Below are 25,777 nucleotides of genomic sequence, written 5' to 3'. Positions count from 1 at the left end.
AAGTGAGAATTACGGAATTAAGTTTCCTAAACCTCATATCTTTTTAAGGTACTTTTTTTTTATATCCTAGAACTAAAACTTTTTATTCAGTATTCTTCTATTTAGAGTAATTATAAATAAGATTTTTAACTTAATATATAATTCAAAACATGTCATCAATACTAGCCAAAAACATTAAATTTGCATGATTTTTTTAGATAACTAAAATTCCGAATTTACTATGTCAAAAGACATTCGTATTAAAAAAGGCTTAGATATTAAGCTTGTTGGTATTGCAGAAAAAAACACTACAAGCGTTTCTTTGAGTGGTGTTTACGCAATTAAACCAGGAGATTTTCATGGAATTACACCTAAACTTATTGCCAAAGAAGGCGTGAAAGTAAAAGCTGGTGAAGCACTTTTTTATTCAAAAAGTGATGAGCGCATTTTATTTTCTAGTCCGGTTTCTGGTGAAGTTGTAGAAGTAATTCGTGGAGCAAGAAGAAAAGTATTAGCAATGAAAATTGCTGCTGATGCAATTCAAGAATATAAACAATTTGAAACTAAGGATGCGGCACAAATGTCCGCAGATGAGGTTAAAGATTATTTATTTGCTGCAGGTTGTTGGCCATTTATAAAACAGCGTCCGTATGATGTTGTTGCAAATCCGAATCAAGCACCAAAAGCTATTTTTATATCTGCCTATGCAAGTGCGCCTTTAGCTGCTGATTTAGATTATACGTTGGCGGGTAAAGAAGCAGAATTACAAGCGGCAATTACTGCTGTTTCAAAACTTACGGAAGGCAAAGTTCATGTCTCTGTTGGCGTCAATTCTAATTCCCCTTTCGTAAAAGTAACTGGTATAGAACTTCATAGAGTTTCTGGCCCTCATCCTTCAGGAAATGTTGGAACTCAAATTGCAAAAATTGATCCTATTAACAAGGGTGAAGTTATTTGGGTGATAACTCCGCAAGATTTAGTAATTATTGGTGAGTTGCTTTTAACTGGTAAGTTTAATCCTACAAGAACTGTTGCTTTAACAGGTTCTAAATTTAAAAAACCACACTACATAACTGCTATTGCAGGAGCAAATATTGCTGATATTGTTGCTAATAATTTAGAAAACGATAATACTAGAATTATTAGTGGTAATGTTTTATCTGGAGTAGAAGTAAAAGAAGACGGTTATTTAGGATTTTATGATAACCAAATTACGGCAATTCCAGAAGGAAATGACTACGAGTTGTTTGGATGGACTAAGCCAATCTTCAATAAGATTTCTATATCAAGAGCCTTAACTTTTTCTTGGTTAAACCCAAAGAAAAAGTACGATTTAAGCACCAATACAAATGGTGAGCATAGAGCTTTTGTAGTTACAGGTTCTTATGAGCAAGTATTTCCTTTAGATATTTATCCAATGCAATTGTTAAAAGCATTTATGTATAAAGATTTAGATGAAATGGAGGCTTTAGGAGGTTATGAAATAGCTCCAGAAGATTTTGCACTAACAGAATTTATATGTGTATCTAAGCAGCCTCATCAGAAAATAATAAGAGAAGGTTTAGATTTAATGAGAGAAGAATTAGGATAAGATTATGGGCTTAAAAGACAACTTACATAATTTAAAAGAGAAGTATAAAGGAACAAAAATGGCTCCTGCATTTAATGCAATCCATACTTTTTTATATTTACCAAATGAAGTTACTCATGGAGGAACTCATATAAAAGCAGCAGACGATTTAAAGCGTACGATGAATACGGTAATTATGGCTTTAATTCCTTGTTTGATTTTTGGAATGTTTAATGCTGGTTATCAACATTATGCGGCAATAGACGGTTCTTTAAGAGCGGATGTATTAGCAAACTTTTTTACTTTTGATAATCTTTGGATAGGTATTATAAAAGTATTACCACTAGTAATTGTATCTTACGGTATTGGTCTTTTGGTTGAATTTATTTTCGCTGTTATAAAAGGACATGAAGTAGAAGAAGGTTATTTAGTAACCGGTATGTTAGTACCGTTAATTGTACCTGTAGACACGCCACTTTGGATGTTAGCAGTCGCGGTTATTTTTGGAGTTATAATAGGTAAAGAAGTATTTGGTGGTACAGGAATGAACATCTTAAACCCGGCTTTAACAATTAGAGCATTCTTATTTTTTGCATATCCAACGTGGATGTCTGGAGATAAAGTTTGGGTATATGATGCGGTAGAAAGAGCAGGAACAGCAGATGCTATTTCTGGGGAAACTATTTTAGGAAGTTATGCACAAAATCAAGAAGTAATTTATTCTACTTTTGATAAATTTATGGGATTTATTCCGGGTTCGGTAGGTGAAACATCAACATTCTTAATCCTTTTAGGAGCAGCTTTTTTAATTTTTACAAAAATTGGAAGTTGGAGAATTATCTTGTCAACTTTTGCCGGAGCCGCAGTTATGGGTTTAATTTTTAATCAAATTGTAGCAGCAGATATTATTACAGAATCTAGTAAGTTTTACGGATTAATGAATACGGTTTGGTGGGAGCATTTAATGATTGGTGGTTTGGCTTTTGGAGCAGTTTATATGGCTACAGATCCTGTAACATCATCACAAACAAATAAAGGAAAATGGATTTACGGTTTCTTAATTGGTTTTTTATCCATTATGATTCGTGTATTTAATCCTGCATATCCAGAAGGCGTCTTTTTAGCAATTTTATTAATGAATGTTTTTGCACCAACTATAGATCATTATGTATTGCAAGGAAACGTGAAGAAAAGATTAAAACGTATTACAGTTAAAACAGCCTAAATATGAGTAAGAGAACAGATAGTAATGGTTATACGATGATTTTCGCTGTGATAATGGTGTTAATTGTTGGCTCTTTATTAGCCTTTTTAGCATCGTCTTTAAAGCCTACAATTAAAGAAAATGAGAGAATAGAAAAGCAGCAAAATATTTTGTATGCGATGGGTGTAAATGAAAATGACGCGTCTAATGCTAACTTTGTTTCTACAAATGTGGCAGGTCAAGAGTTTCAAAAATATATTAAAAAACAATTGGTAATTGAAGGTGATAAAATATCTGAAAACGAAGATGCATATCTAATTGATATTAAAAAGCAAAAAGTAAATGCAAAATCTGGTCAGGTAAGAAAGTTGCCTTTATTCGTTGGTGAAAAGGATGGTGAGACATTTTATGTTGCGCCAATTTATGGAAAAGGTTTATGGGATGCTATTTGGGGTATATTTCTATGGATGAGAATATGGTGATTCAAGGAGCTTATTTTGATCATAAAGGAGAAACACCTGGTTTGGGAGCAAACATCACACAACGTTTCTTTATGGATGATTTTATTGGGGAACATTTAATGTCTGATTCAGGAAATTTTAAAGGAATTACTGTTGCCAAAGGAAATAACGACCCTAAGAACGAAGATAAAACAGATTATGAAGTAGATGCAATTGCTGGTGCAACCATTACTGGTGATGGAGTTTCTACGATGATAAAATCTGATTTAAAATTATACGTACCTTATTTTAATTCATTAAAAAAATAATTTATGGCACTTTTATCAAAAAAAGATACCGCATTACTTACAGATCCATTAGCAGATAACAATCCTATTACAATTCAGGTATTAGGTATTTGTTCGGCACTAGCAATTACAGCAGAGTTAAAAGCTTCTATTGTAATGGCCATATCGGTAATGGCAGTTTTGGCTATTGGTAACGTAGTAATTTCATTATTACGTAATGTTATTCCATCAAAAATTAGAATTATTGTGCAGCTTATTGTTGTTGCAGCTTTAGTGATTATTGTTGATTTAGTTTTAAAAGCTTTTGCTTACGAATTAAGTAAAACACTATCCGTTTTTGTGGGATTGATTATAACAAACTGTATTATTATGGGACGTTTTGAAGCTTTTGCTTTAGGAAATAAACCATGGAGATCTTTCTTAGACGGAATAGGAAATGCAGCTGGTTACGGTTTAATCTTGATTATTGTTGGTTTCTTTAGAGAACTTTTAGGCTCTGGTACTTTATTAGGATTTAAAGTTTTAGGAGATCCAATAGAAAAAACAGGATTATATGCGCTAGGATACGAAAATAACGGATTTATGTTGTTATCACCGATGGCATTAATAGTGGTTGGAATCATCATTTGGATTCAACGTTCTAAAAACAATTCATTAATAGAAGAAAATTAAATTTAGGTTTTAGTTAATAGTTGTTAGTATTTAGTACTAACCACTATTAACTAACCACTAAAAACTATAAAAATATGGAACATATAGAATTATTTTTCAAATCGATATTTATAGACAACATGGTTTTCGCAACCTTCTTGGGGATGTGTTCTTACCTTGCTGTGTCTAAAAAAGTTGCTACTGCTGTTGGTTTAGGAGCTGCAGTAATCTTTGTATTAGCAGTAACTGTGCCTTTAAACTGGTTGTTAGATCAGTATATTTTACAAGAAGGCGCATTATCTTGGTTAGGTGCGGAATATGCACAATACGATTTAAGTTTCTTATCATTTATTATGTTTATTGCAACGATTGCAACCATGGTGCAATTAGTAGAGATTATTGTAGAAAAGTTTTCACCTGCACTATACAATTCCCTAGGAATTTTCTTACCCTTAATTGCGGTAAACTGCGCTATTCTAGGAGGAAGTTTATTTATGCAATCTCGTGAAATTCCTTCGTTAGGGTTAGCGCTTACGTACGGTGTTGCTTCTGGAATTGGTTGGTTTTTAGCTATTTTAGCGATTGCAGCAATTCGTGAGAAGATCCGTTATTCAAGCGTTCCTCCTGCATTAAGAGGATTAGGAATTACCTTTATTACTACAGGACTAATGGCAATTGGTTTTATGAGTTTTGGAGGAATGTTAACAGGCGGCGATGAACCGGTAACAGAAAAACCAAAAGTAGAAGCTAACATTGAAAAAAAGGAAGTAAAAAAAGCAGCTAAAGAAATTGTAGCTGAAAATACAAATATAAAATTAGTAGAAGAATGATATTAGCAGCAGGTACAACAGGAACCATTTTTGCAACAGTCGCAGCTTTCTTATTAATAACACTTTTATTAGTGTCGTTATTATTGTTTGTAAAACAAAAATTATCTCCATCAGGTCCCGTAACAATTACAATAAATGGAGAAAAGAAAATAGTAGTGGGTTCTGGAAACACACTTTTAACTACATTAGGAGGCGAGAAAATATTTTTACCGTCAGCTTGTGGTGGTGGTGGATCCTGTGTACAGTGTGAATGCCATGTTTTAGAAGGTGGAGGAGAGGCATTGCCAACAGAAACGCCTCATTTTACGAAGAAGGAGTTAAAAACAGGAATTCGTTTAGCATGTCAAGTAAAAGTAAAACAGGACATGAACATTACAATTCCGGAAGAAGTATTCGGAATTAAAAAATGGGACGCAGTTGTTGTAAGAAACTACAATGTAGCGTCATTTATTAAAGAATTTGTGGTGGAAATCCCCGCAGATATGGGATATAAAGCAGGTGGTTATATTCAAATTGAAATTCCTCCTTGTGAAGTTAAGTTTGCCGACATGGATATTACAGCACATCCAGAAGAGCACGATACTCCGGATAAATTTAAAGCAGAATGGGATAAGTTTAAACTGAGACCATTAGTAATGAAAAATACTGAAGTTGTTGAAAGAGCATATTCTATGGCTTCTTATCCAGCAGAAGGAAGAGAAATTATGTTAAATGTACGTATTGCTACGCCACCTTTTGATAGAGCAAAAGGCGGATGGATGGATGTAAATCCTGGAGTAGCATCTTCTTATATTTTTAGTTTAAAGAAAGGTGATAAATGTACTATTTCTGGGCCTTATGGAGAATTCTTTATAAATGAGTCTGATTCAGAAATGTTATATGTAGGTGGTGGAGCAGGTATGGCGCCAATGCGTTCTCACTTGTATCATTTATTCAGAACATTAAAGACAGGTAGAAAAGTAACGTACTGGTATGGAGGGCGTTCTAAAGCAGAATTATTCTATATAGATCACTTTAGAGCATTAGAAAGAGATTTCCCAAACTTTAAATTCTTTATTGCATTATCTGATCCTTTAGAAACTGATAACTGGAAAGTTAAAACAGACATTAATGATGAAACTGGAGACGGTTTTATGGGATTCATTCACAATTGTGTAATTGAAAACTATTTAAATCATCATGAGTCACCAGAAGACTTAGAACTGTATTTTTGTGGACCACCGTTAATGAACAATGCTGTTCAAAAAATGGGTGAAAATTTTGGTTTAGCAGACGAGAATATTCGTTTTGATGACTTTGGTGGATAGCCTATACAATACTGAATTTATTTCAGCAGCATGTAAAATAAATAATGTAAAAAACCGATTCAATTTTGAATCGGTTTTTTTATTGTACGATGTATGGTCCGATAGAAGACGTACTATACTAAAAAAGTTTCTAAATGATAGACAGGCTCCCCATCTTCTTGTTCAAATAGTTTCGAGTAGTCTAGTATATAAGGAATTCCATCTAAATTACACAATAATTCAACAACGTTGCATAAGCCATCAAACAAAACTTCTTGTGACGTTGGGCTTTTAGGTTTAGCGTTATAATGACATAAAGGAGTTTTAAATCCGCAAGATTCTAAAAATACTTTCTCAATTTGTAGGATTTCTTGGGGCGAATACCCGTTAAATTTTCTTCCTAGATTTTGATGCACATTACCAACATAATTCAATTTTAAAGAACCATGTTGATCTGATAAATGTTTCCAACTATCATGATTGTCAAGAATATTACCAACAGCGCATGCTGTGCAATCTTCGGGATTTAATCTGTTAGCATGGTAGGCATTATATAGCTTTATCAATGCAGCTTCTAGTCTTTTTGTTGTTTTCATCAGTAACTAATTTATCTTACATAAAAGTACTGATTATTTATAACTAGTGCAAATTCGTTTATGAATCCTTTATATTTAGAATAATATTAAATAACACGGCCCTAGATATTTTTTTTAAATGATTAAGGCGTATTTTTGAGAACTCAATTTCTAGAATGAAAAGGATTCAGAAAATTTTAAGAAAGAATAGCTATATTAAAATTAAATTAAAGAAGATTGCCACTAATCATTTAGAATTAAAAGCTAAAATAAATGGAGTTAAAGGTCGGTTTATTTTGGATACTGGCGCTTCTAACTCTTGTGTTGGTCTAGATAGGATTGCATATTTTAAGTTAGATGCCCAAGAAAGCGAAACCAAGGCTGCTGGGGCAGGAGCTATAGATATGGAGACGCAGCAATCAGAAAATAATAAACTTAAAATTGGCAATTGGAAAACAAACAAATGTCATTTAGTTTTGTTTAATTTATCGCATGTAAATACTGCTTTAACACAGCATAATGCAAACGAGGTTCATGGAATTATTGGAGCAGATATTTTACATAAAGGGAAAGCATTTATAGATTATCCTAACAATATTCTGTATCTGAAAAAAATGAAAAAGGACAGAAAATAAATTAATATAAACAGAAAACATAAAAAAAATGAGTTTGCAAACACAGGTAATGGATAAAATGAAAGAAGCAATGAAGGCAAAAGATACCATTGCTTTACAAGCTCTGAGAGCTGTAAAATCTGCTTTTTTATTAGCCAAAACAGAAACAGGAGTTAAAGAAGAATTAACGGAAGAGCAAGAAATAAAAATTATTCAGAAGCAGGTAAAGCAAAGAAAAGACAGTGCCGCTATTTTTATACAGCAAAACAGACAAGATTTGGCAGATCCAGAATTGGCGGAAATTACTGTTTTAGAACAATTTTTACCAAGAGCATTGTCTGAAGAAGAAGTAGAAGTAGTTGTGTTAGCAACCATTAATAATATGGGAGCTTCTGGAATGAAAGACATGGGGAAAGTTATGAGTGCTGTCTCGGAGGAGTTATCTGCCAAAGCAGATGGAAAAGTAATTGCTACTTTGGTGAAAAAGAATTTGATGAGTTAAAGTATAGATTCTTACCTTTGCCAAAATAGTATAATGGCTGCGTAGTTCAACTGGATAGAATATCAGATTTCGGCTCTGATGGTTGGGGGTTCGAATCCCTTCGTGGTCACGAATAAATAGTGCAATTAAGAAAAAATGCAAGCTTGCTTGGGCGTTTTTTTGTTTGGGCTATTTTCAAAGCGGAGCTTTAAGGGATCATGAAATAATCCCTTCGTGGTCACTTAAGAATAGAAAGTCTGCATAATTGCAGGCTTTTTGCTTTTAATGGAGAATCAAATTTATTTGAGTTTTTAAGCAGAAACAAAACTAAAAATTTATGATTTTGACTTTCCATTTAAACTACCGAGCTTTGTTGAGATTATGTGATAATCCCTTCTGGATTGCTAAATTTGAGAATTAATTAATTGGAATTGGTTCTCCTTTTTTTATGCTGGATATTTCCTTCGATAAAATGGGAATTGAGTATAAATGAGCTACCGAGCTACTAAAGCGTGTTAAATGTATTTTGAAGATGATTTAGTTGTAATTGTTTTAGGGCATACGAGCTATAATGCTTTAAAATTATTGAATAGAAAAATAAAGAAGATGGTTACTGATAATTTTAGAGTTTAATTGTAAGAATAAAAACCTCAACTCTTAAATTTTAAGTATATTGAGGTTTTTTTTACTAAGTTAAATCTCCTTTTTCAATTGAGTTATTTTTTTATAAATTTTAAATCAGAGCTATTTTCGTAAGAAGAAACTCTCAATATATAAACTCCTTTGCTTAAGTCTTCTGCATTTATAGAAAAGGTTGGTTGTTAATCTTTACTCACTGAACTAAATATTTTTATAATTATATGAATAGAAACTCCTTATTTAATTTATCTATTTTAACTTTAAATGCATTCTGTGAAAAGAGTGATAAACTAAAAAAAGAGCAAAAAAAATAAGGGCTTTATTCATTATAATATGAATTCCTTTTTTCCAAAAGTAATACTAAATAATATTTATTTTAGCCCGTATTTAGCCCATATTTTTTAAATAAAACTAGAATTTTTATGAAGAATATTCAGAAGTTAATTCGTCTGTAATTGAACCGTCTTCTAAAGTTTGAATAACACCCATAGCAGCTCTTTCTCCAGCAATCATAGCGGCATTTAGAGAACCATTTAGTAATTGATCTCCAGCTAAAAAGATAGTAGATTTTAATTTAGTTTCTGTGCTAGAAATTTCATATTGAAGGTTCGTTAACATAGGTAATGCTTTTTTAATTTGATATCTCTTTAAAAAAGAGATATCAGAAATATTACATTTAGAATGGAGTTCTTCCACCACTTTATCAATTAAATCTTTTTCATTTAATTGATGCCTTTTAACAACTGTTACAGACAATAACTCCTTTCCTGTTTTGTTTAAAGTTGCAACACTCGTATGATAAAAAATATTATTAACTAGCATGTTGTCATCGCATATTAACCCAATTAAAGGTTTATTTATTGCTCTCTTTTTAGTTTCAAAATATAAGGTATTGCAGCTTTTCCAATCCGTTTCCTGGTTCTTTAAGTTTGAAATTAAAGCACTAGCATCTGTTGCAATAATGGTAATATTACTTTCTAAAATACTTTCATCTTCTAAAATAATACGCTTATCTTTTACTTCTTTTACAGGGGAATTAAATTTAAAATGGGTGTTTTTTAAGTTACTTTTTAATTGATTGGGGATTGCTTGCATTCCTTCTTTTGGAATTACCGCCAAACCATTACCAAACATTTTGTAGACAAATTCAAACATTCTGCTAGAAGTTTCTAATTCGGTCTCTAGAAAAATTCCACTAAAAAAAGGCGTGAAAAAATCTTTAATTATTTCATCAGAAAAACTAAAGTCTTTTAAATATTGAAGTGTTGTTTTCTCCTCAGTTTTAAAAATAGCAGTTATTTTCTTTTTTTTAAAAGCGTATTAAGCTTTAAAATTTTTACTTTATCAGAAAGCGTTCCGACCTTGGAAAGTAACGTTGGAAATAATAAAGACAAGTTTCGGAGCGGATCTCCAATAGTTTGTGCTTTTCCGTTTTTAAAGAGTGTTGCTCCAGGTAAAAGCTTTTGTAAATCTAAAGCCTCATAGTTTAAATATTTTTTTGCTGCAGGATAGGAAGTAAGTAGCACTTGAAATCCGTGATCTAAAGTATATCCATTCACAATATCAGATTTTACACGACCACCAACAGTCGCAGAGGCATCTATAATTGTTGGGTGATAGCCATGATTTTCTAAAATTTGAGCCGCAATTAAACCACTAATTCCTGCTCCAATAATATGTATTTTATATGCTGATTTCTCCATGAACGAAAATTTTACAAATATAATACTTGATTTTTTAATGATTACAAAACAAAATATTTTTTAAAGTAATTTTTAGCACTATGTTTGTTTTGTTATGAGAATTACAAAAACAAAATTTCTATTTATTTTTCTATTGGTACTTTTTAATAAATCCTTTAGTCAGTCACTAACGTATGAAATTTATGGAGGAATCAATATTTCGAACTTAAAATCATCCGTAAATCACAATGGAAATCATTCACGAGTATCTTTGGATCCTCGAACGGCGTATTTTTTCGGAGGAAGTATAGAATTTCCTATTAACATTGTAAAAGAGTATAATTTCTTATTAAATATTCAACTGCAATATTCTTTACAAGGGAGCTCATTTTATTTTATGCACGATGGAGGACGGCAATACGATAAAGTAAATCAAATTAATTTACCCTTCAGAATTAAATTCGAATTATTAAAAAATTTTTTTATTGGAGCAGGTGGTTATGTAGGGTACTTGGTTCATGTGGACGATTATTTGTATGAAGATGAAAATAATTATAGTGATTTCGACGCAGGTATTGCAACTTCAATTCAATATAAAATATTTAAAAAATTAAGTATTGAAGCGAAGTACTTATTTGGATTGACAGATATTTTAAATAGAGAATTTGATAGTGGTGAATATAAACATGATGATTTTAATAGCGTTTTTCAAATTGGATTAAACTACAAGATTTAATTATAAAGAATTAATACTTAAGGACTTTTTCTTTAGGTAAGAAGCGATGATTCTTTGAATATCTCTGTTATCTTTTTTTGGTTCAACAAAAAATTGATAGTCCTCAGGATTTTCTAAAGCTGCATCTTGAGACGCATCTAAATAGCCAATCCCTTTGTAGATTCCGTCTAAAATGAGTGCAAAGCCAATTTCGTTTTTAGTTCTTCCTTTTTCTTTTATGACTAAGTTTTCTGCCCCAATTCCTATAGATTTGATAGCTTCTTTTACTCTTTTATTATAGGCTTCAACTTCTTCTTTATCGCAGCAAATACCTTTGCATTCTTTTAATTGATAATGAAAACAGCTAGACATGTTGGTTTGCAAATGACAGTATTTAGGGCAGAGTTGAAACGTTTCACACAAAGCTTCTAAATGTGTTCTACATTCTGCAACAGAATAGTATTTCATGATGGCATTTGGCGCCAATTTAAGTCTGTTATATGCCAAGTGTATAATTCCCTTTTGATCTTCATAGGAGAATAATCCGATGGCTTCTCCTGCTCTTCTTTGTGCTCTGTTAAATTTGGGGTAAATATGTTTTATTTCGGATGATTCTAACAATAGTGCCAATAGCTCACTCCCTGTTCTTGTAAAGGAAATATCGGCAGTTTCTAAGCACATTGTTTGTTCTTTTTTCTTTTTATCGTAAAAATGACTGATTACGCGCTGCTTTATATTATTCGCTTTACCAATATAAATAACTTCTTTGGCTACGTTTTTAAAGTAATAAACACCATGTTTTTCAGGTAATTTATCTACAACAACCTTGTCTAAAAGAGGTGGCAATGTAGCTTGTCTAGATTTTAGATTTAAAAAAGAATTGATCGTAAAATTATCATCTCTTTCTATTAATCTTCGAAACAATTCTGTAGTTGCTTCTGCATCTCCTTTTGCTCTGTGTCTTCCGTTTATTGGGATGTTTTCTGATGTACAAATATTCCCTAAACTATAGGAGTTTAAACCAGGGATAATTTTTCTAGTCAACCGAACAGTGCATAGTTTTTTTCGTTTAAAATCGAAACCTAGATTTTTAAACTCTTCGTGAATAATATTGTAATCGAAATTAACATTGTGTGCTACAAAAATAGTGTCTTTGGTAAGTTCTTCTATTTTTTTTGCAATTTCATAAAACTTAGGGGCATTTCTAACCATGGCATTTGTAATACCCGTTAGATTGGTTATAAATGTAGGAATATTTTGCTCAGGATTTACTAGTGATGTAAACTCATCAACCACAACTTTGCCATCAAAAACAAAAATGGATATTTCGGTTATTTTAGAACTTTTATATCCATTTCCTGTGGTTTCTATGTCTACAACTGTATATAACAATTATTCTATACTATTTTTTAAGTTTGCAATAGTTCCTGTTGGATCCTCAGAACCAAAAACATAACTACCCGCAACTAGCACATTTGCACCAGCTTCTATTAATTTATTTGCGTTTAAGTCTGTAACACCACCATCAATTTCTATCTGGCAATCAGAAGCTGTAAACTCAATTAAATGTTTTAACTGACTAATTTTTTTGTAGGTGTTTTCTATGAAAGATTGCCCCCAAAGCCAGGATTTACACTCATGATACAAACCAAATCTAAATCGGCAATAATATCTTCTAAAACAGCAACTGGTGTATGTGGATTTAAAGCAACTCCGGCTTTCATTCCGGCAGCTTTTATTGCTTGAATAGTTCTGTGTAAATGATTACAAACTTCATAATGCACTGTTAAAATATTAGCGCCTAAAGCAGCAAAAGTTTCTATGTATTGATCTGGATTTACGATCATTAAATGTACGTCAATTGGTTTTGTAGCGTGTTTAGTTATCGCTTTTAAAACAGGCATTCCAAAAGATATGTTGGGTACAAAAACGCCGTCCATAATATCAATATGAAACCAATCTGCTTCACTATTGTTAACCATTTCTATATCGCGTTGTAAGTTTGCGAAATCTGCTGCTAAAATTGAAGGAGCTATTAAAGAAGTTTTCATCGTAAAGTTTTAAGTTTTAAGTTTCACAAAGGTAAAGTTTAGAATGTTAGCAAAGAAAATATGTGATAAAAAAAACCTCGATAATTTATCGAGGTTTTTAAATAGTTTGATTTTTTAAATTTATTTCTGTTGTAAATCAATTTGTTGTTGAATGATTCGCCAATCGTAAAAATGAAAAGTCATTCCATTACTCATGGCAACAAATAATCCATCAGGAAATTTTGTGCCTAAATTTATGGATGTTACATCAGCCCCATCACATTCAATCGTTGACGTTGGAAATTCAGCAATTTTTTGATGTTCATTGATGTTCTTTTTAGAGCCTTCTCTTGAATACACTAAAAAAGTGTTTTTTTGTTGATTAGATATCAAAATATATCCTGTTGTATCCGTTTTTTTATAAATTGCAATTCCTTCATTGTCTGATTTAAAATCATTTTGACCAAAAAAAGCCAATTCGGTATTGTCATTTTTAGCAGGATCTGCATAATATTTTCTCATTCCAGATTGTTCATCAGAACAATAAACAAATCCCATTTCGTTGTCAACAGCAATTGCTTCAATTTCTTTTTTTTGACTAAACTTACCAAATTTTCTAACCAATTTAGCAGTTACATTGTTGTTTTCTGATGCAGATAATTGGTATTGCCAAAGATAAGAACCTGAAGGGCCAAATTTTCTGCCAACAATAGCAAAAATAGCACTGTCTGAAGGTCTTGTGTATAGTGAAATTCCCATTGGATCTCTGTCTTTTTCATTCACAAAAATTTCAATACCACCGTTATCAATTGGTTTTAAATCTGGTAAAGAAAAAATTCGAATCCTTTTTTTCTCTCTTTCAGTTGTTACAGCAATATCTATTTTTTGATCACCAATTTTTAATCCGTAAGCAATATCAACATTATTAGGACGGCCCATATTTGTAAATTGATTTACAATTTTCCCTTCTAAATCATAAATATATAATCCACCACCAGTTTCTTTGTCTGTGCCAATAATCAAACTTTTTTTAGGATCCGTTGGATGAATCCAAATTGCAGGATCATCAGTATCATGAGGTGTTGGTTGTGTTATAATACTTGGTTTTAAAGCATTTTTTGCAACAGGAGCTAACTTGTCTTTACAAGAAATTAATAATAAACTTGCAAGAACAATTTTGTAAATGATTTTCATGTTTCAAATTAGTTTAATTGAAATTATTTTTTTGTTTAAAAGAGGGTTTTAATTTTTTTTCGAATTGTAAATTTTAAAGAAAATTAATATAAAAAAGAAAACGGGAAATGACCCGTTTTCTTTTTTATAAATTTAATAAACATAAAATTATAAATCAAATTTTAAACCTAAGTTAAAACGTGCTTGGTAATATTCTACTTGCATTGTTCTAGAACTAATACCTTGGTAATAGCGCAAAGGCTGATTTGTTAAATTGTTTGCTTCAGCAAAAATTCTTAACTTACTTGTTAATTTATAGGATGCATTTGCGTCTACAAATAATTGACGATCATAAAATCTATCTTCAAATTCGTCTCCACCCAATTCATCTAAATAATCTGCAGCGTAATTTAGTGAAACTCGTGCTGAGAATTTTTTGTTTTCCCAAGATAATGAACTGTTAAACATGTGAGGAGCAGTTCCTGGAAGTGTAACATTTGCTCTTTCATCTCCATCAGAATTTGTGATTCCTTTTGCTTCAGAATCTGTATATGTATAGTTTACGTAAAGACCTAATCCTTTGAAAAATTTGCCTGGAATAAAATCTAGCTGTCTTTGAAAAGCAACTTCAAATCCGTAAACATTTACGCTTTCACCGTTACGTTGTTGATTTAAAGACCAGTTTCCAGGGTTTGTTGTAGGGATTGGATTTATTTGATTTGGAAAATCAGTAGCAAATTTTGCATTTGTATATTGATTATCACGATACGTATAAATAAAATCGTTTAATTTTTTATAAAAAACACCTCCAGAAAGTAAGCCTACAGATTTGTAATATTTTTCAATCATTAAATCAAAATTATAAGCAAAAGTTGCATTTAAATTAGGATTTCCTGCAGCAATTTCAGAATCATCGTCAGGAACAACGCTAATAAATGGAGTTAACGCATAATAATCTGGTCTTGCTAAAGAGGTTGTAAATGCAGCTCTGTAAACCCAATCTTTTTCTCCATTGTATTTAAAAGAAATACTTGGTAAAAGATTAGTGTAAGAGTTCGTATTATTAATTTCTCCAATTAATTCATTTTCATCTAAAACATAGTTTGCAGTATAATCGATATCAGTAACTTCAACACGTAAACCAGCAATCATAGAAAGTTTATCGTTAAAATCTTGATCCCATCTTAGATAAGAGGCATAAATATTTTCACTTGCTTGGTAGTTTAAACCAAGATATTCTGCCGGGATTGCTTCTTTATCAAAAAGAGCTGAATTATTTAAATTTAAACCACCTAAGTATGAGGCGCTTGCAAATGTTCCAGCTATATATTGAGAACCTACTTGCCAATTTTCTCCACTATAAAATGAATTTGCAATCGTATTTAAATTTCCAAAAGCTGCAATAGGGCTATATTCGTAAAAAATATTGTCTCTTTGTTTGTCTTTAATTCTCATTCTAGCTCCAAAACGTAGTCTTCCTTTTTGATTTTCTACGAATGAAAGAGGAATTCTAAAATTCAATTTCACTCCAAGTTCAGTTTCATCAGTATAATTGAAATTATCAGTTATTTCTCTTAAGCTAAAATTACTTACTGAATTATCGTTAATACCTGTTATTAATGGAAATCTTGAGTTATTTAAATTCATATCTAAGTCAAGTCCTTTATTTTGAAATTCAATATATCTCTCATTTGGTCTGTCTTCCGCAGCTTTTGCATAGTTTACAGACCAATCCATATCTAATTTCGAACTTAATAAATGTTCCCCTCCAATAGCATAATTTTGAACAGTTTGTCTTTCTAAACGTCTGTTTTCGTTTTTCTTATCATCAATTCCACCTTTTGTTTGTCTTCGAACATCTCCTGTGTATGCAATAATATTATCATTGGCACCATAAACAGGTTTAATTCCTCTATATCTGGCACGATAACGATTTTCTAAATCATCTCTAGAATTGTAAATGGCATTAAAGTAAATAAAGACCGTTGCAAAAAGCGAACTTAATTAATTTTACTTTTTAGAGTTCCCTTTTTTTTAGCTAAAACATCGATTATGCTATTTTTTTTCTATTTTAAGTGAGTAAATGCCTTTTTTAGGCTTCATTTTTCCTTAATTTTTACAATTAGACGCAAATATCCCTGGACTTCGATATAAATTGTAGCACATTGCCTCCATCAAATTTTGTGTATGCATTTTTTTCATCCCTCTGTATCTTGCAATTCCACCTTTAAACCATAATTTTATTCCTCCAAAAGTACGTTCAACTTTAAACCTTGTTTTTCCTATTAATTTATTGAATCTAGTTTCCCATTTTGTTAACGGTTTATTTTTTACCGCCTTTTTAAGGATATGATTCTTTAAATTACGCTTCTTTAAAATCGCAACATTTTTCTTTGATTGGTACCCTTTATCTGCCTTTAGAGGGATGTCTTTTGGTAATACCACATTTACAGTTTCTAGAACTTCCTCCAAATTTGCAATCTCATTTTTGCTGGCAGTTGTGGTTAGTACTCCTAGAACAAGTCCTTCGTTATCCGTTACATGATGCTTTTTAAACCCAAAATGGTACTTTCCTCTTTTCTTTAACCAAGTACCCTCTTTATCGACACTATTTGGATATTCTTTGTGTACTTCTACTTGGTCTGCAAAGCGGTCTTCGGTTACCTTAAAATTTGTTTTTCCTTTTGGTCTAAGTGGCGTATCTATTACACTAGCGTCTATTATTAAACCTGTTTTTACAATGATATTATGTGCTTCTAGCTGTTTGTTTATGGAGGTAAATAATTTTTCGAAGGTTTGTGTTTTGGTTAATGCGGTTCTAAACCTACTTAAAGTACTATGATCTGGAGCAACCTGTTCAATGGTCATCCCACAAAAATAACTAAAGGAAAGACTGTCATTTATTCGGTCTTCAACTTCATAATCGCTTAAACCATACCAACTTTGTAAAAGACACATTTTAAAAAGTAATGTCCCATCATAAGAAGGCTTGCCAGTAGCACTTTTTCCTTTTAAATAATCATTATTTATTAGGATAGAGATCGTATCCCAATCGATAAGGGTGTTTATTTGGGTGAAAAATGTCTTTTTAATTTTTCTTGCTCGTAAATCACAAATGCTATCGGCTAAAGTTGGTTGTTTTTGTATTTTCATACACTAAATTTACAACTTAATATACTTACAATCATATATTTAACATAAATAATTACGTGTTATTTTTGTGCTTTTTATTAGGTACTTCCTTGCAACGGTCTTAAATAGTGTTACTTTCATTAAATTTATAATCAGCAGCAAAAGCAAAAGAGCTTCTGATACGTTTTACGTCATATTTTCTAATATCATATTCTTCAATATAAACTTGATCATTTCTTCCTTTTACCCAAGCTGCTTCTAAATTGTCAGACCCAAAAGTATTATTGTTGTATGATGAACTTAGCACCATTCCAAGTTTATTGTCTAAAAAGCGATCTCCGTAAACAAATCCTGCTGTATAGTTTCCATGATCTCTAATTGGACTATAACCTCCTGCTAAAGTTCCTGAAATACTTTGTCCATTTGGAGTAGCTCTAGTTATTAAATTTACAGAACCACCAATTGCATCAGCATCCATATCAGAAGTTAATGTTTTATTTACTTCAATTGTTGATATCATATCAGCTGGAATTAAATCCATTTGTACGTTTCTGTTGTCTCCTTCTGCTGACGGAATTCGATTTCCATTCAAAGTAACTGAGTTTAAAGCTGGTGCTAAACCTCTAATAATTATATTTCTGGCTTCACCTTGGTCATTTTGCATGGTGATTCCTGGAATACGTTTTAAGGCGTCTCCAATATTTGCATCAGGAAAACGACCTACTTGATCTGAAGAAATAACATTGGTAATGTTTTGATTTGTTTTTTGCTTGTTAATAGCTTTTGCTTGACCTCTTAAACGATCACTCATAATGACAATTTCAGATAATTCTTCTGTTCCTGGTAAAAGCACTAATGAAACTTGAGTGTTTTTTCTAGCTTCAACTTCTACTTCTTTAGAGAATTTTTGATAACCTATATAGGTTATTTCTAGTTGATAGGTTCCTTCAGTAACATTTAAAAATTCAAAATCTCCATTGATGTCTGAAGTGGTGTATTTATTTGTTCCTGTTAATTTAATTGTTGCACCAGGTAAAGAAAAGTTACTTTCATTTTCGGTTACTTTTCCAGAAATAACTCCTTTTCCTTGAGCATTGCTGTAGAGCGAAAAAATAATTGATAAAAATAATACTAAATTCCTCATAATTTTGTTAGTTTTTTTACCACAATATTATGATAGGTTTTATCTTTACTTGTTAATTGTAGATTAAATTAATAATTAAATCATATTAATAACGTGTTTAAAAAGCACCTCATTTATTAAATTAAAGCCAATTAAAAGTTAATTTAAATAAAAAAACCTTGGAAAGTAACCAAGGTTTTTTTAAGTAATTAAAAATAAGGGATTTGAAGTTTATCCCAAATAAGTCATCAAAATTTTACTTCTAGATGTATGTTTTAATCTTCTAATTGCTTTTTCTTTAATTTGACGAACACGTTCTCTTGTTAAATCAAACGTTTCACCAATTTCTTCTAAAGTCATTGGTTGGTGTTCTCCTAAACCAAAATATAGTTTTACAACATCTGCCTCACGCGGAGTTAATGTTTCTAAAGCTCTATTAATTTCGATTCTTAATGATTCGTGTAATAATTGTCGATCAGGGTTTGGAGATTCTCCAGAGTTTAAAACGTCGTATAAATTTGAATCCTCACCTTCAATTAAAGGCGCATCCATAGATACGTGACGGCCAGAATTCTTCATAGATTCTTTTACGTCATTAACTGTCATGTCTAGTTTCTTAGCAATTTCTTCTGGACTTGGAGGTCTTTCATTTTCTTGTTCTAAGAACGCATACATTTTGTTAATTTTATTGATAGAACCAATTTTATTTAACGGTAAACGTACAATTCTAGATTGTTCTGCTAAAGCTTGTAAGATAGATTGACGAATCCACCAAACGGCGTAAGATATAAATTTAAAACCACGAGTTTCATCAAAACGTTTTGCAGCCTTAATTAAACCTAAGTTACCTTCATTAATTAAATCGGGTAACGTTAATCCTTGATTTTGATATTGTTTTGCAACAGATACAACAAATCTTAAATTGGCTTTTGTTAATTTTTCTAATGCTCTTTGATCACCAGCTTTAATAAGTTGTGCTAATTCTACTTCTTCATCAGCAGTAATTAAATCTACTTTTCCTATTTCTTGTAAATATTTGTCTAATGATGCAGTTTCTCTGTTAGTAACCTGCTTGGTAATCTTAAGTTGTCTCATCTAATTCTCTATAACTTTTTAAAGTATTATTGTAATAGCTACAATTCTTTATACGCAAGAACTTATATAAATGTTACAAAAAAATAAAAAATATTTTATTTTTTCTTAAAAGTAAAAATTAGACTTTCTGACGATGAATTGTAACAGTTTATCTTTTTAAATAAAAAAATGTGACTTAAATAATTATTTTGTGTCCAAAATATTAGAGGTATTGAAAAATAGTTGCGTACAAAAATTATCTGATGAAGATTTAGTCTTTAAAATAATAGAAACAAACAACTCACAATTGTTTGCTGTTTTTTAGGATAGGTTTTCTAGAGTAGCTTATAATAAATGTCATGGTTTCTCTAATAATAAAGAGGAGGCAGAAGATTTAACACATGATGTTTTTATTCAATTATTCGTAAAACTAAAATGAAACTCTAAGTTTTCTGCTTGGTTGTATTCATTTATCTATAATTTCTGTGTAAATTATGTACAAAGAAATGATTATAACAAGAAAGAAAGGCGATCTCATCGATGTTTTCATCTTTAGAATTAACGGTAGGTAACTTAGTTGGGAATATTGTTTTTTATGTCATGGCAATAGTTTCAAGTATTACTGCATTAAATCAAGCAAATGTTGAAACAGATTTGATTACTAACAATTTATCTATTATATTTGTATCAATCTTGTTGGCTTTTGCATTAGCTTTTGGTCTAGGATCTACAGATGTAATTAAAAGATTATTATTTAGTTAGTATTCTAGAAAAAACTTGCAAGTTGGTGATAAGATTAAATTAGATAATTTTGAAGGTGATATAGAATCTATAAATAACATATCTGTATTTTTATCATCAGAAAATAAAACAGTTATAATTCCTATTAAGGAAATTGTACATAACAAAATTGAAATTTTGAGCTAAAACTCAATTAAAGATTTGATAGAAAGTTGGGGGACTTCCTATCATGAGTGATTTTGTCACGAAAAAAGAGACCGTTTTCACGGTCTCTTTACTTTTTTATAGCAGTTATATCGGTTATATCTCTTAGAATAAACCATTTATTTGAGCATCTATTCTATCAATAACATAGCCTAAATCTTCTTGATTTGTAACAAAATCTAAATTATCAACGTCAATAATTAGTAATTTCCCTTTTGTATAGGTGGTGATCCAAGCTTCATAACGTTCATTCAATCTGCTTAAATAATCGATACTTATAGAGTTTTCATATTCTCTACCGCGTTTGTGAATTTGCCCAACTAAAGTTGAGATATCTGCACGTAAATAAATTAATAAGTCTGGAGGAGAAACTAAGTTTTCCATTAAATCGAACAAAGAGCTGTAATTGCCGTAATCTCTATTTGTCATTAAGCCCATTGCATGTAAATTAGGTGCAAAAATGTGTGCATCCTCATAAATGGTTCTGTCTTGAATAATATTTTTACCAGATTCTCTCAACTCTAAAATTTGACGAAAACGACTGTTTAAAAAATAAACTTGTAAATTAAAAGACCACCGTTCCATTTCTGCATAAAAATCGTCTAAATAAGGATTTTCATCAACAGATTCAAAATGAGGTTTCCATCTATAATGTTTGGCTAAAAGTTGAGTTAGTGTGGTTTTACCAGCACCAATATTTCCTGCAATTGCAACGTGCATATGTTTAAAAATTGTAAAATTAAAAAGTGACGATAAAGGTAGTAAAAAATATAGTTACGAAATGGTTAACAAATTAATTTATATCCGAAGCTTCTTATATTTATAATTTGCAGTGTATTGTCTTTTTTTAATTTTTTTCGAAGTCTACTAATAAATACATCCATACTTCTGGCGTTGAAAAAATCATCACTTCCCCATAGTTTGTTTAAAATAAAAGTTCTGTCTAAAACTTCATTTTTCTTTTCAAATAGATGAAAAACTAGTTGCGCTTCTCTATGTGTAAGTTGCGCAATTTCGGATGTATATTCGAGTGTTTGTTTGGTTAAATTAAAGGAGTATTCTCCTATTTTAATAGTGTCAATATTTGTTTTTAGTTCGATTCTGTTTAGTAAAGATTTTATTCTAACGATCAATTCCTCCATCGAAAAAGGTTTTTTTAAATAATCATTTCCACCATGATTAAAACCCTCTAAAACATCCACAGTTTGTGATTTTGCAGTCAAAAATAAAATCGGAATTTTCTTGTTCTCTAAACGTATTTCTTTGGCTAAGGTAAATCCGTCTTTTTTTGGCATCATCACATCTAAAACCAAAACATCTGGCTTTTCTTTTTGATACATTTCAAAAGCTTCGTCGCCATTTTCTGCATGAAAAACAATAAAATCTCGGGATTCTAAGCTTTCTTTTACAATCATCCCTAAACTGGCTTCATCTTTTGCCAATACTACTTTTATCTTATTCATTAGGGATGGTTATTTTAAAAATTGTTTTCTTTTTTTCTGATGAAAGTGCAATAGTTCCTTTATGTTTTTCGATGATTTTTTTGCAGTAATACAACCCAATTCCGAAGCCTTTTACATCATGCGTATTTCCCTTTGGAACTCTGTAAAACTTATCAAATATTTTTTCTTGCTGATTTTTTTCAATTCCGTCTCCGTCGTCGGCAATGGTGATTTCTGTCGAACTTAAAACCGAGTTGATATTAATTTCAATTTGATTTCCACCGTATTTAACAGCATTATCAATTAGATTAGAAATTGCATTTTCAAAATGAAAAACATCAACATGAATATAAATAGGTTGCAAATTTGTAGAGAAAATCAACTCTTTATTTTTGCTTATTAATTTATGCTTGCTAACTAGCTTTTCAGTTAACTCAACAACATCAATAGTTTCTTTTTCTAAAAGTAATTGTTCACTATCTAAAGTCGCAGTTTCCAATAATTTTTCAACCATTTGATGCAATTTTTTTAATTGGATTGATGACATGGATAAATACTTTTTAGTTTTCTCTTGATCCACCAAAACATTAAAACTCTCAAGTGCTTCAATGGCTGCAGAAACAGTTGCGATTGGTGTTTTAAATTCGTGGGTAATATTACTAATTAAATCGTTTTTTATAGCGGCTAAGTCTTTTTGCTGATTGATGATTTTTAATAAATAAAATAAGCACGAGATAATTAAAAGTGATAATAAAATTCCTGATGAACTTCTTTTTAGAGCTTCTAAATTAGAGTTGTTAAAAAGTAATTTAAATTTTTCGCCTTTTCTTAAATACGTAGATTTTGAAGAAATACTTTTTACTAACTTTTTAGAAAACAATGAGTCTTGAGAAGTGAAAGAAATAGTATCATTTTTAAAATGTTGAAGTGTATAATCTATAGTAATTTTTTTTGTTGTAACTGATTTGTAATCAAAGAATCTAATTGGTCGTATTCTATAAAAGTAGATGTTATGGAGATTACAATTGGTTTTAAATTATTGATTAATTTTAAACTGTCAGCAGCTTTTTGCCCCGTAAAATATTTTAAATTCTCTTTTTTATGAGATTGATTATTTTTAAAAGCATGAACACTTTTTATGCTTTTTGGATTGATCTCTTTTGTTAATTCTTTAATAATTGAATCTGTTTTTTTAGCATCATTTTTGTAATCCGAAGAAATAGAAATATTGGTGATTTTAAATTTTGGTTTTGCTGAGGAAGTATCTTCTTTTACGAGAGATTTAATTTTTTGAAAGCTTTTAGAGGTTTTAAAAATAGAATCAAATTTTATGTTTTTACTAGCGTTAACGTTTTCTTTAATTCTATTATAATCAATAATGGTTGTAACTTCTTCTTTTGCTAATTTGGCATAATATTCTTCAATAGCATTGTCTAAACTTAACTGAATTTCATTAGTAACTCTTTGTTTTCTTGGTAATTATTGTAATTCCAATAAAATTGCACGGCAATTGTAGCTATAATTGTAGCCGTAATAAAGTAAAAAAGCCAACGATATCTTTTGGTATTCATAATTCAAATATAGGTAGTAAAAATGATAAAAAGAGACAGTTAACACTCGTTAACACTTATTAACTAAGCAAAGGATGTATTAGGTTCATCTTTGTAAAGAATTTAAAATCAAACTTTATGAAAAAAATACTAATCTTATTTTTGTTAACCCTTTCAATATTTATATACGGACAAGAAGAAAAAACAGATGCAACCTATTTCAAAGATATAGTAACTAAAGTTACCTCGTTAAAATTTTCTTCTAGCTCGATTAAGGATTTAGAAAGTATTGTTTGGGAAGATGTGAAAAGTATTTTTGACAAAAATAGTCCAGAAGAAAAAGTAGCACTTAGTTTTGAAATTGATTTAAAAGAGTCAAAAAATAAATTTAAAGGTTCCTTGACGGTTTCTGGTCCAACTAAAAATTTAGACTCTTTAATCATAAGCGCAAAGAAAACAGTTAAATCATTAATTAGAATTTCAAAAGGGTATCAAAATAAATAAGTCATGAAAACAATAATAACAGCACTTGCATTTTTTATAGTAGCTACTATAACTGCGCAAGAATTTTCTGGAAAAGCGATTTATAAAACCAGTAGAAAATCGAATATTAAAATTGGCACAGAAAATTCAACAATGTCAGAGCAACAAACAAAAGAGATTGAAGCCAGATTGCAAAAAATGAATCAAAAAACATTCATTTTAAATTTTGATAAAACTACTTCTATATATAAAGAAGAAGAAAAGTTAGAAGGGCCAAAGACAAAAATTGGTTCTAATGGAATTAATATGATTTCTTTGGGAGGTTCAGTAAGTACAGCTATTTATTATAAAAATATTCAACAAAAAAGGTTTGCCAATAAAACTGAAATTCAAGGAAAAGCTTTTCTAGTAAAAGATAAATTAAAAGAGTATGAATGGGAATTGTCATCAGAAACAAAAAAACATAGGGACTTATACATGTTACAAAGCTACGTATACAAAAGAAATAGAGAATACAACTATGAGCATTGTAAATGGAGAAACGAAAGAAGTTAAAAATAAAGAAACGATTGTTACTACTGCTTGGTATACCACTCAAATAGCGATAAGTAATGGTCCTAAAGATTACCAAGGTTTACCTGGTTTAATTTTAGAAATTAACGACGGTAAAAACACGATTGTTTGTGTATAAATTATTTTAAATCCAGAAAATGCAGACAAGATTGAAGAACCAACAAAAGGAAAGGTAGTTTCTTTAAAAAAATACTCAAAAATTCAGAAAGAAAAAAACGCTGAATTGATGGAGAAAATGAAAAGTAGAAATGGTATGGATATAGGAAATGGTATTAACATAAAGATGGGAGGCTAGTTTTTGTTAAAGTTTGTTAAAGTTTAAAAAGCCCATGTAACTTTTTAATTTTCCAAAGTCTAACGTTATATAATAAGATTATTTTTGACGAAAACTAAAACAAAATTTATGAAATCAATTTTTACGCTATTTATAGCATTTTTAACGGTTACCACATTTGCACAAAAAGATTTTCAAGGAAAAGCAATCTATATGTCTAAAACGACCATGGATATGAGCAGTTTTGGCGGTCGTGGAGGAGGACAAATGACGGAAGCTAGAAAAAAAGAAATTGCAGACAGAATGAAATCTATCTTAGAAAAAACATTCATATTATCTTTTGATAAAACTTCATCTATCTATAAGCAGGATGAACAATTAGCGTCGCCAACGGCCGGAGGAGGTTCTGGATTTATGGCTATGATGGCGGGTAGTTCTGTGGAATATAAAAACACAAAAGATCTAATAGCGCTAGAAGAGACAGAGTTTTTTGGTAAAAAGTTTTTAGTTTCTGATAAAATGGAGACTCCTAAATGGGAATTAGGAAGCGAGACCAAACAAATAGGAAACTATACTTGTTTTAAAGCTACTTTAATGCAAGATGCCGATCCTACAGATTGGACGAACATGAGAAGAAGAGGAAATGATGAAGATAAAAAAGGTGAAGCAAAAAAAGACTCATCTAATGTTGTAAAAGTTTCTGAAGAATTCGAAAGACCAGAACAAATAGAAGTTGTTGCTTGGTACACACCACAAATACCGGTTAATAATGGTCCAGGTGAACATTGGGGTTTGCCAGGTTTAATCTTAGAAATTAATTCAGGTAGAACTACAATTCTATGCACAGAAATTATTTTGAATCCATCAGAAAAAGAGGTGATAGAAGCACCATCAAAAGGAAAAGAAATTACGAGAGAGAAGTATAACGAAACCGTTAAAACTAAGATGGAAGAAATGAGACAGAATTTTCAAGGTGGTAGAGGAAGTAGAGGAAGAAATTAGTA

24 protein-coding genes, 1 tRNA gene and 4 pseudogenes are annotated in these 25,777 nt (G+C 30.8%); 16 read left to right on the top strand and 13 right to left on the bottom strand.

Features of this window, described 5'->3' with window-relative positions:
* The first annotated feature begins 220 nt into the window (after window positions 1–220).
* The 6 genes and pseudogenes from BST83_RS13610 (at window position 221) to nqrF (ending at window position 6,289) form a co-directional block, all read left to right on the top strand.
* The gene (locus BST83_RS13610) at window positions 221–1,570 is read left to right on the top strand and encodes a Na(+)-translocating NADH-quinone reductase subunit A (protein ID WP_104810262.1); all 1,350 of its coding nucleotides are present in this window, start codon (window positions 221–223) and stop codon (window positions 1,568–1,570) included.
* A gap of 4 nt (window positions 1,571–1,574) precedes the next feature.
* Entirely contained in the window at window positions 1,575–2,774 is a 1,200-nt protein-coding gene (locus BST83_RS13605; RefSeq protein WP_104810261.1) for an NADH:ubiquinone reductase (Na(+)-transporting) subunit B, read from the top strand.
* Between the two features lie 2 nt (window positions 2,775–2,776).
* Window positions 2,777–3,522: pseudogene (locus BST83_RS13600) on the top strand (Na(+)-translocating NADH-quinone reductase subunit C).
* Between the two features lie 3 nt (window positions 3,523–3,525).
* Complete coding sequence (locus tag BST83_RS13595; RefSeq protein WP_104810260.1) at window positions 3,526–4,173, top strand: NADH:ubiquinone reductase (Na(+)-transporting) subunit D; 648 nt, start codon at window positions 3,526–3,528, stop codon at window positions 4,171–4,173.
* Window positions 4,174–4,247: 74 nt separating this feature from the next.
* The gene (nqrE, locus tag BST83_RS13590) at window positions 4,248–4,982 is read left to right on the top strand and encodes an NADH:ubiquinone reductase (Na(+)-transporting) subunit E (RefSeq protein ID WP_104810259.1); all 735 of its coding nucleotides are present in this window, start codon (window positions 4,248–4,250) and stop codon (window positions 4,980–4,982) included.
* A complete protein-coding gene (nqrF, locus tag BST83_RS13585) occupies window positions 4,979–6,289 on the top strand; it encodes an NADH:ubiquinone reductase (Na(+)-transporting) subunit F (protein ID WP_104810258.1) in 1,311 nt (436 codons plus the stop codon). The genes nqrE and nqrF overlap by 4 nt, the downstream gene beginning before the upstream one ends.
* Window positions 6,290–6,402: 113 nt before the next feature.
* On the opposite strand, the gene BST83_RS13580 is transcribed toward nqrF, so the two are convergent.
* On the bottom strand, window positions 6,403–6,864 hold the full coding sequence (locus BST83_RS13580) for a Na(+)-translocating NADH-quinone reductase subunit F (RefSeq protein ID WP_104810257.1): 462 nt from the start codon (window positions 6,862–6,864) through the stop codon (window positions 6,403–6,405).
* Between the two features lie 155 nt (window positions 6,865–7,019).
* Between BST83_RS13580 and BST83_RS13575 the strand changes: the two genes are divergently transcribed.
* The 3 genes from BST83_RS13575 (at window position 7,020) to BST83_RS13565 (ending at window position 8,068) form a co-directional block, all read left to right on the top strand.
* Window positions 7,020–7,478, top strand: a complete 459-nt coding sequence (locus BST83_RS13575) for a retropepsin-like aspartic protease (RefSeq protein WP_104810256.1) — start codon at window positions 7,020–7,022, stop codon at window positions 7,476–7,478.
* Window positions 7,479–7,506: 28 nt separating this feature from the next.
* Complete coding sequence (locus BST83_RS13570) at window positions 7,507–7,959, top strand: GatB/YqeY domain-containing protein (RefSeq protein ID WP_104810255.1); 453 nt, start codon at window positions 7,507–7,509, stop codon at window positions 7,957–7,959.
* 35 nt (window positions 7,960–7,994) lie between these two features.
* A tRNA-Arg gene (locus tag BST83_RS13565) sits at window positions 7,995–8,068 on the top strand.
* Between the two features lie 586 nt (window positions 8,069–8,654).
* Here BST83_RS13565 and BST83_RS21500 read toward each other — a convergent pair.
* Window positions 8,655–8,744: a hypothetical protein gene (locus BST83_RS21500; RefSeq protein ID WP_146092195.1), complete on the bottom strand. Its 90-nt coding sequence runs from the start codon at window positions 8,742–8,744 to the stop codon at window positions 8,655–8,657.
* A 253-nt stretch (window positions 8,745–8,997) separates the two neighbouring features.
* Window positions 8,998–10,280: pseudogene (locus BST83_RS13560) on the bottom strand (FAD-dependent oxidoreductase).
* 94 nt (window positions 10,281–10,374) lie between these two features.
* On the opposite strand from BST83_RS13560, the gene BST83_RS13555 reads away from it, so the two are divergent.
* Entirely contained in the window at window positions 10,375–10,995 is a 621-nt protein-coding gene (locus BST83_RS13555) for a porin family protein (protein WP_104810254.1), read from the top strand.
* Here BST83_RS13555 and BST83_RS13550 read toward each other — a convergent pair whose 3' ends face one another.
* The 7 genes and pseudogenes from BST83_RS13550 to BST83_RS13520 all read right to left on the bottom strand — a co-directional run bounded on the left by BST83_RS13550 (window position 10,996) and on the right by BST83_RS13520 (window position 19,527).
* Window positions 10,996–12,366 carry an exonuclease domain-containing protein gene (locus BST83_RS13550; protein ID WP_104810253.1) on the bottom strand — a complete coding sequence of 457 codons (1,371 nt, stop codon included), beginning with the start codon at window positions 12,364–12,366 and terminating at the stop codon, window positions 10,996–10,998. It lies immediately after the preceding gene.
* Window positions 12,367–13,025 (bottom strand): annotated as a pseudogene (rpe, locus tag BST83_RS13545) (ribulose-phosphate 3-epimerase). It lies immediately after the preceding gene.
* A 120-nt stretch (window positions 13,026–13,145) separates the two neighbouring features.
* Window positions 13,146–14,198, bottom strand: coding sequence for a phytase (locus BST83_RS13540; protein ID WP_104810252.1), 1,053 nt, complete (start codon window positions 14,196–14,198; stop codon window positions 13,146–13,148).
* A 147-nt stretch (window positions 14,199–14,345) separates the two neighbouring features.
* Window positions 14,346–15,914 (bottom strand): TonB-dependent receptor domain-containing protein, encoded by a 1,569-nt coding sequence (locus BST83_RS13535; RefSeq protein ID WP_240614761.1) that lies wholly within the window; start codon window positions 15,912–15,914, stop codon window positions 14,346–14,348.
* 372 nt (window positions 15,915–16,286) lie between these two features.
* On the bottom strand, window positions 16,287–17,330 hold the full coding sequence (locus tag BST83_RS13530; protein WP_104810251.1) for an IS5 family transposase: 1,044 nt from the start codon (window positions 17,328–17,330) through the stop codon (window positions 16,287–16,289).
* Between the two features lie 103 nt (window positions 17,331–17,433).
* Window positions 17,434–18,453: pseudogene (locus BST83_RS13525) on the bottom strand (carboxypeptidase-like regulatory domain-containing protein); the annotation flags it as partial.
* 210 nt (window positions 18,454–18,663) lie between these two features.
* Window positions 18,664–19,527: a sigma-70 family RNA polymerase sigma factor gene (locus tag BST83_RS13520; protein WP_104810249.1), complete on the bottom strand. Its 864-nt coding sequence runs from the start codon at window positions 19,525–19,527 to the stop codon at window positions 18,664–18,666.
* A gap of 579 nt (window positions 19,528–20,106) precedes the next feature.
* Here BST83_RS13520 and BST83_RS13515 point away from each other — a divergent pair.
* On the top strand, window positions 20,107–20,268 hold the full coding sequence (locus BST83_RS13515; RefSeq protein WP_170062791.1) for a hypothetical protein: 162 nt from the start codon (window positions 20,107–20,109) through the stop codon (window positions 20,266–20,268).
* A 15-nt stretch (window positions 20,269–20,283) separates the two neighbouring features.
* Window positions 20,284–20,433 carry a mechanosensitive ion channel domain-containing protein gene (locus BST83_RS21495; protein ID WP_146092173.1) on the top strand — a complete coding sequence of 50 codons (150 nt, stop codon included), beginning with the start codon at window positions 20,284–20,286 and terminating at the stop codon, window positions 20,431–20,433.
* A 123-nt stretch (window positions 20,434–20,556) separates the two neighbouring features.
* On the opposite strand, the gene BST83_RS13510 is transcribed toward BST83_RS21495, so the two are convergent.
* Genes BST83_RS13510 through BST83_RS20765 form a run of 3 tightly spaced genes read right to left on the bottom strand, consistent with a single transcriptional unit; the run spans window position 20,557 to window position 22,773 of the window.
* Window positions 20,557–21,183, bottom strand: coding sequence for a deoxynucleoside kinase (locus tag BST83_RS13510; protein WP_302849489.1), 627 nt, complete (start codon window positions 21,181–21,183; stop codon window positions 20,557–20,559).
* Between the two features lie 53 nt (window positions 21,184–21,236).
* Entirely contained in the window at window positions 21,237–21,914 is a 678-nt protein-coding gene (locus tag BST83_RS13505) for a response regulator transcription factor (RefSeq protein ID WP_104810246.1), read from the bottom strand.
* The gene (locus tag BST83_RS20765) at window positions 21,907–22,773 is read right to left on the bottom strand and encodes a sensor histidine kinase (protein WP_240614760.1); all 867 of its coding nucleotides are present in this window, start codon (window positions 22,771–22,773) and stop codon (window positions 21,907–21,909) included. Before BST83_RS20765 ends, BST83_RS13505 begins: the two co-directional genes overlap by 8 nt.
* Window positions 22,774–23,581: 808 nt before the next feature.
* Between BST83_RS20765 and BST83_RS13495 the strand changes: the two genes are divergently transcribed.
* The 4 genes from BST83_RS13495 to BST83_RS13485 all read left to right on the top strand — a co-directional run bounded on the left by BST83_RS13495 (window position 23,582) and on the right by BST83_RS13485 (window position 25,775).
* On the top strand, window positions 23,582–23,947 hold the full coding sequence (locus BST83_RS13495; RefSeq protein WP_104810245.1) for a hypothetical protein: 366 nt from the start codon (window positions 23,582–23,584) through the stop codon (window positions 23,945–23,947).
* Window positions 23,948–23,950: 3 nt separating this feature from the next.
* Entirely contained in the window at window positions 23,951–24,481 is a 531-nt protein-coding gene (locus BST83_RS20760) for a GLPGLI family protein (RefSeq protein ID WP_240614759.1), read from the top strand.
* Window positions 24,390–24,617, top strand: a complete 228-nt coding sequence (locus tag BST83_RS20755) for a GLPGLI family protein (RefSeq protein WP_240614833.1) — start codon at window positions 24,390–24,392, stop codon at window positions 24,615–24,617. The genes BST83_RS20760 and BST83_RS20755 overlap by 92 nt, the downstream gene beginning before the upstream one ends.
* 285 nt (window positions 24,618–24,902) lie before the next feature.
* On the top strand, window positions 24,903–25,775 hold the full coding sequence (locus tag BST83_RS13485; RefSeq protein ID WP_104810244.1) for a GLPGLI family protein: 873 nt from the start codon (window positions 24,903–24,905) through the stop codon (window positions 25,773–25,775).
* Window positions 25,776–25,777 lie beyond the last annotated feature (2 nt).

Origin of the sequence: Polaribacter filamentus, assembly GCF_002943715.1 — a bacterium.
Classification (GTDB): domain Bacteria; phylum Bacteroidota; class Bacteroidia; order Flavobacteriales; family Flavobacteriaceae; genus Polaribacter; species Polaribacter filamentus.
The sequence above is the reverse complement of the archived record's forward strand: the minus strand, read 5'-3'. Positions and strand labels throughout refer to the sequence as shown.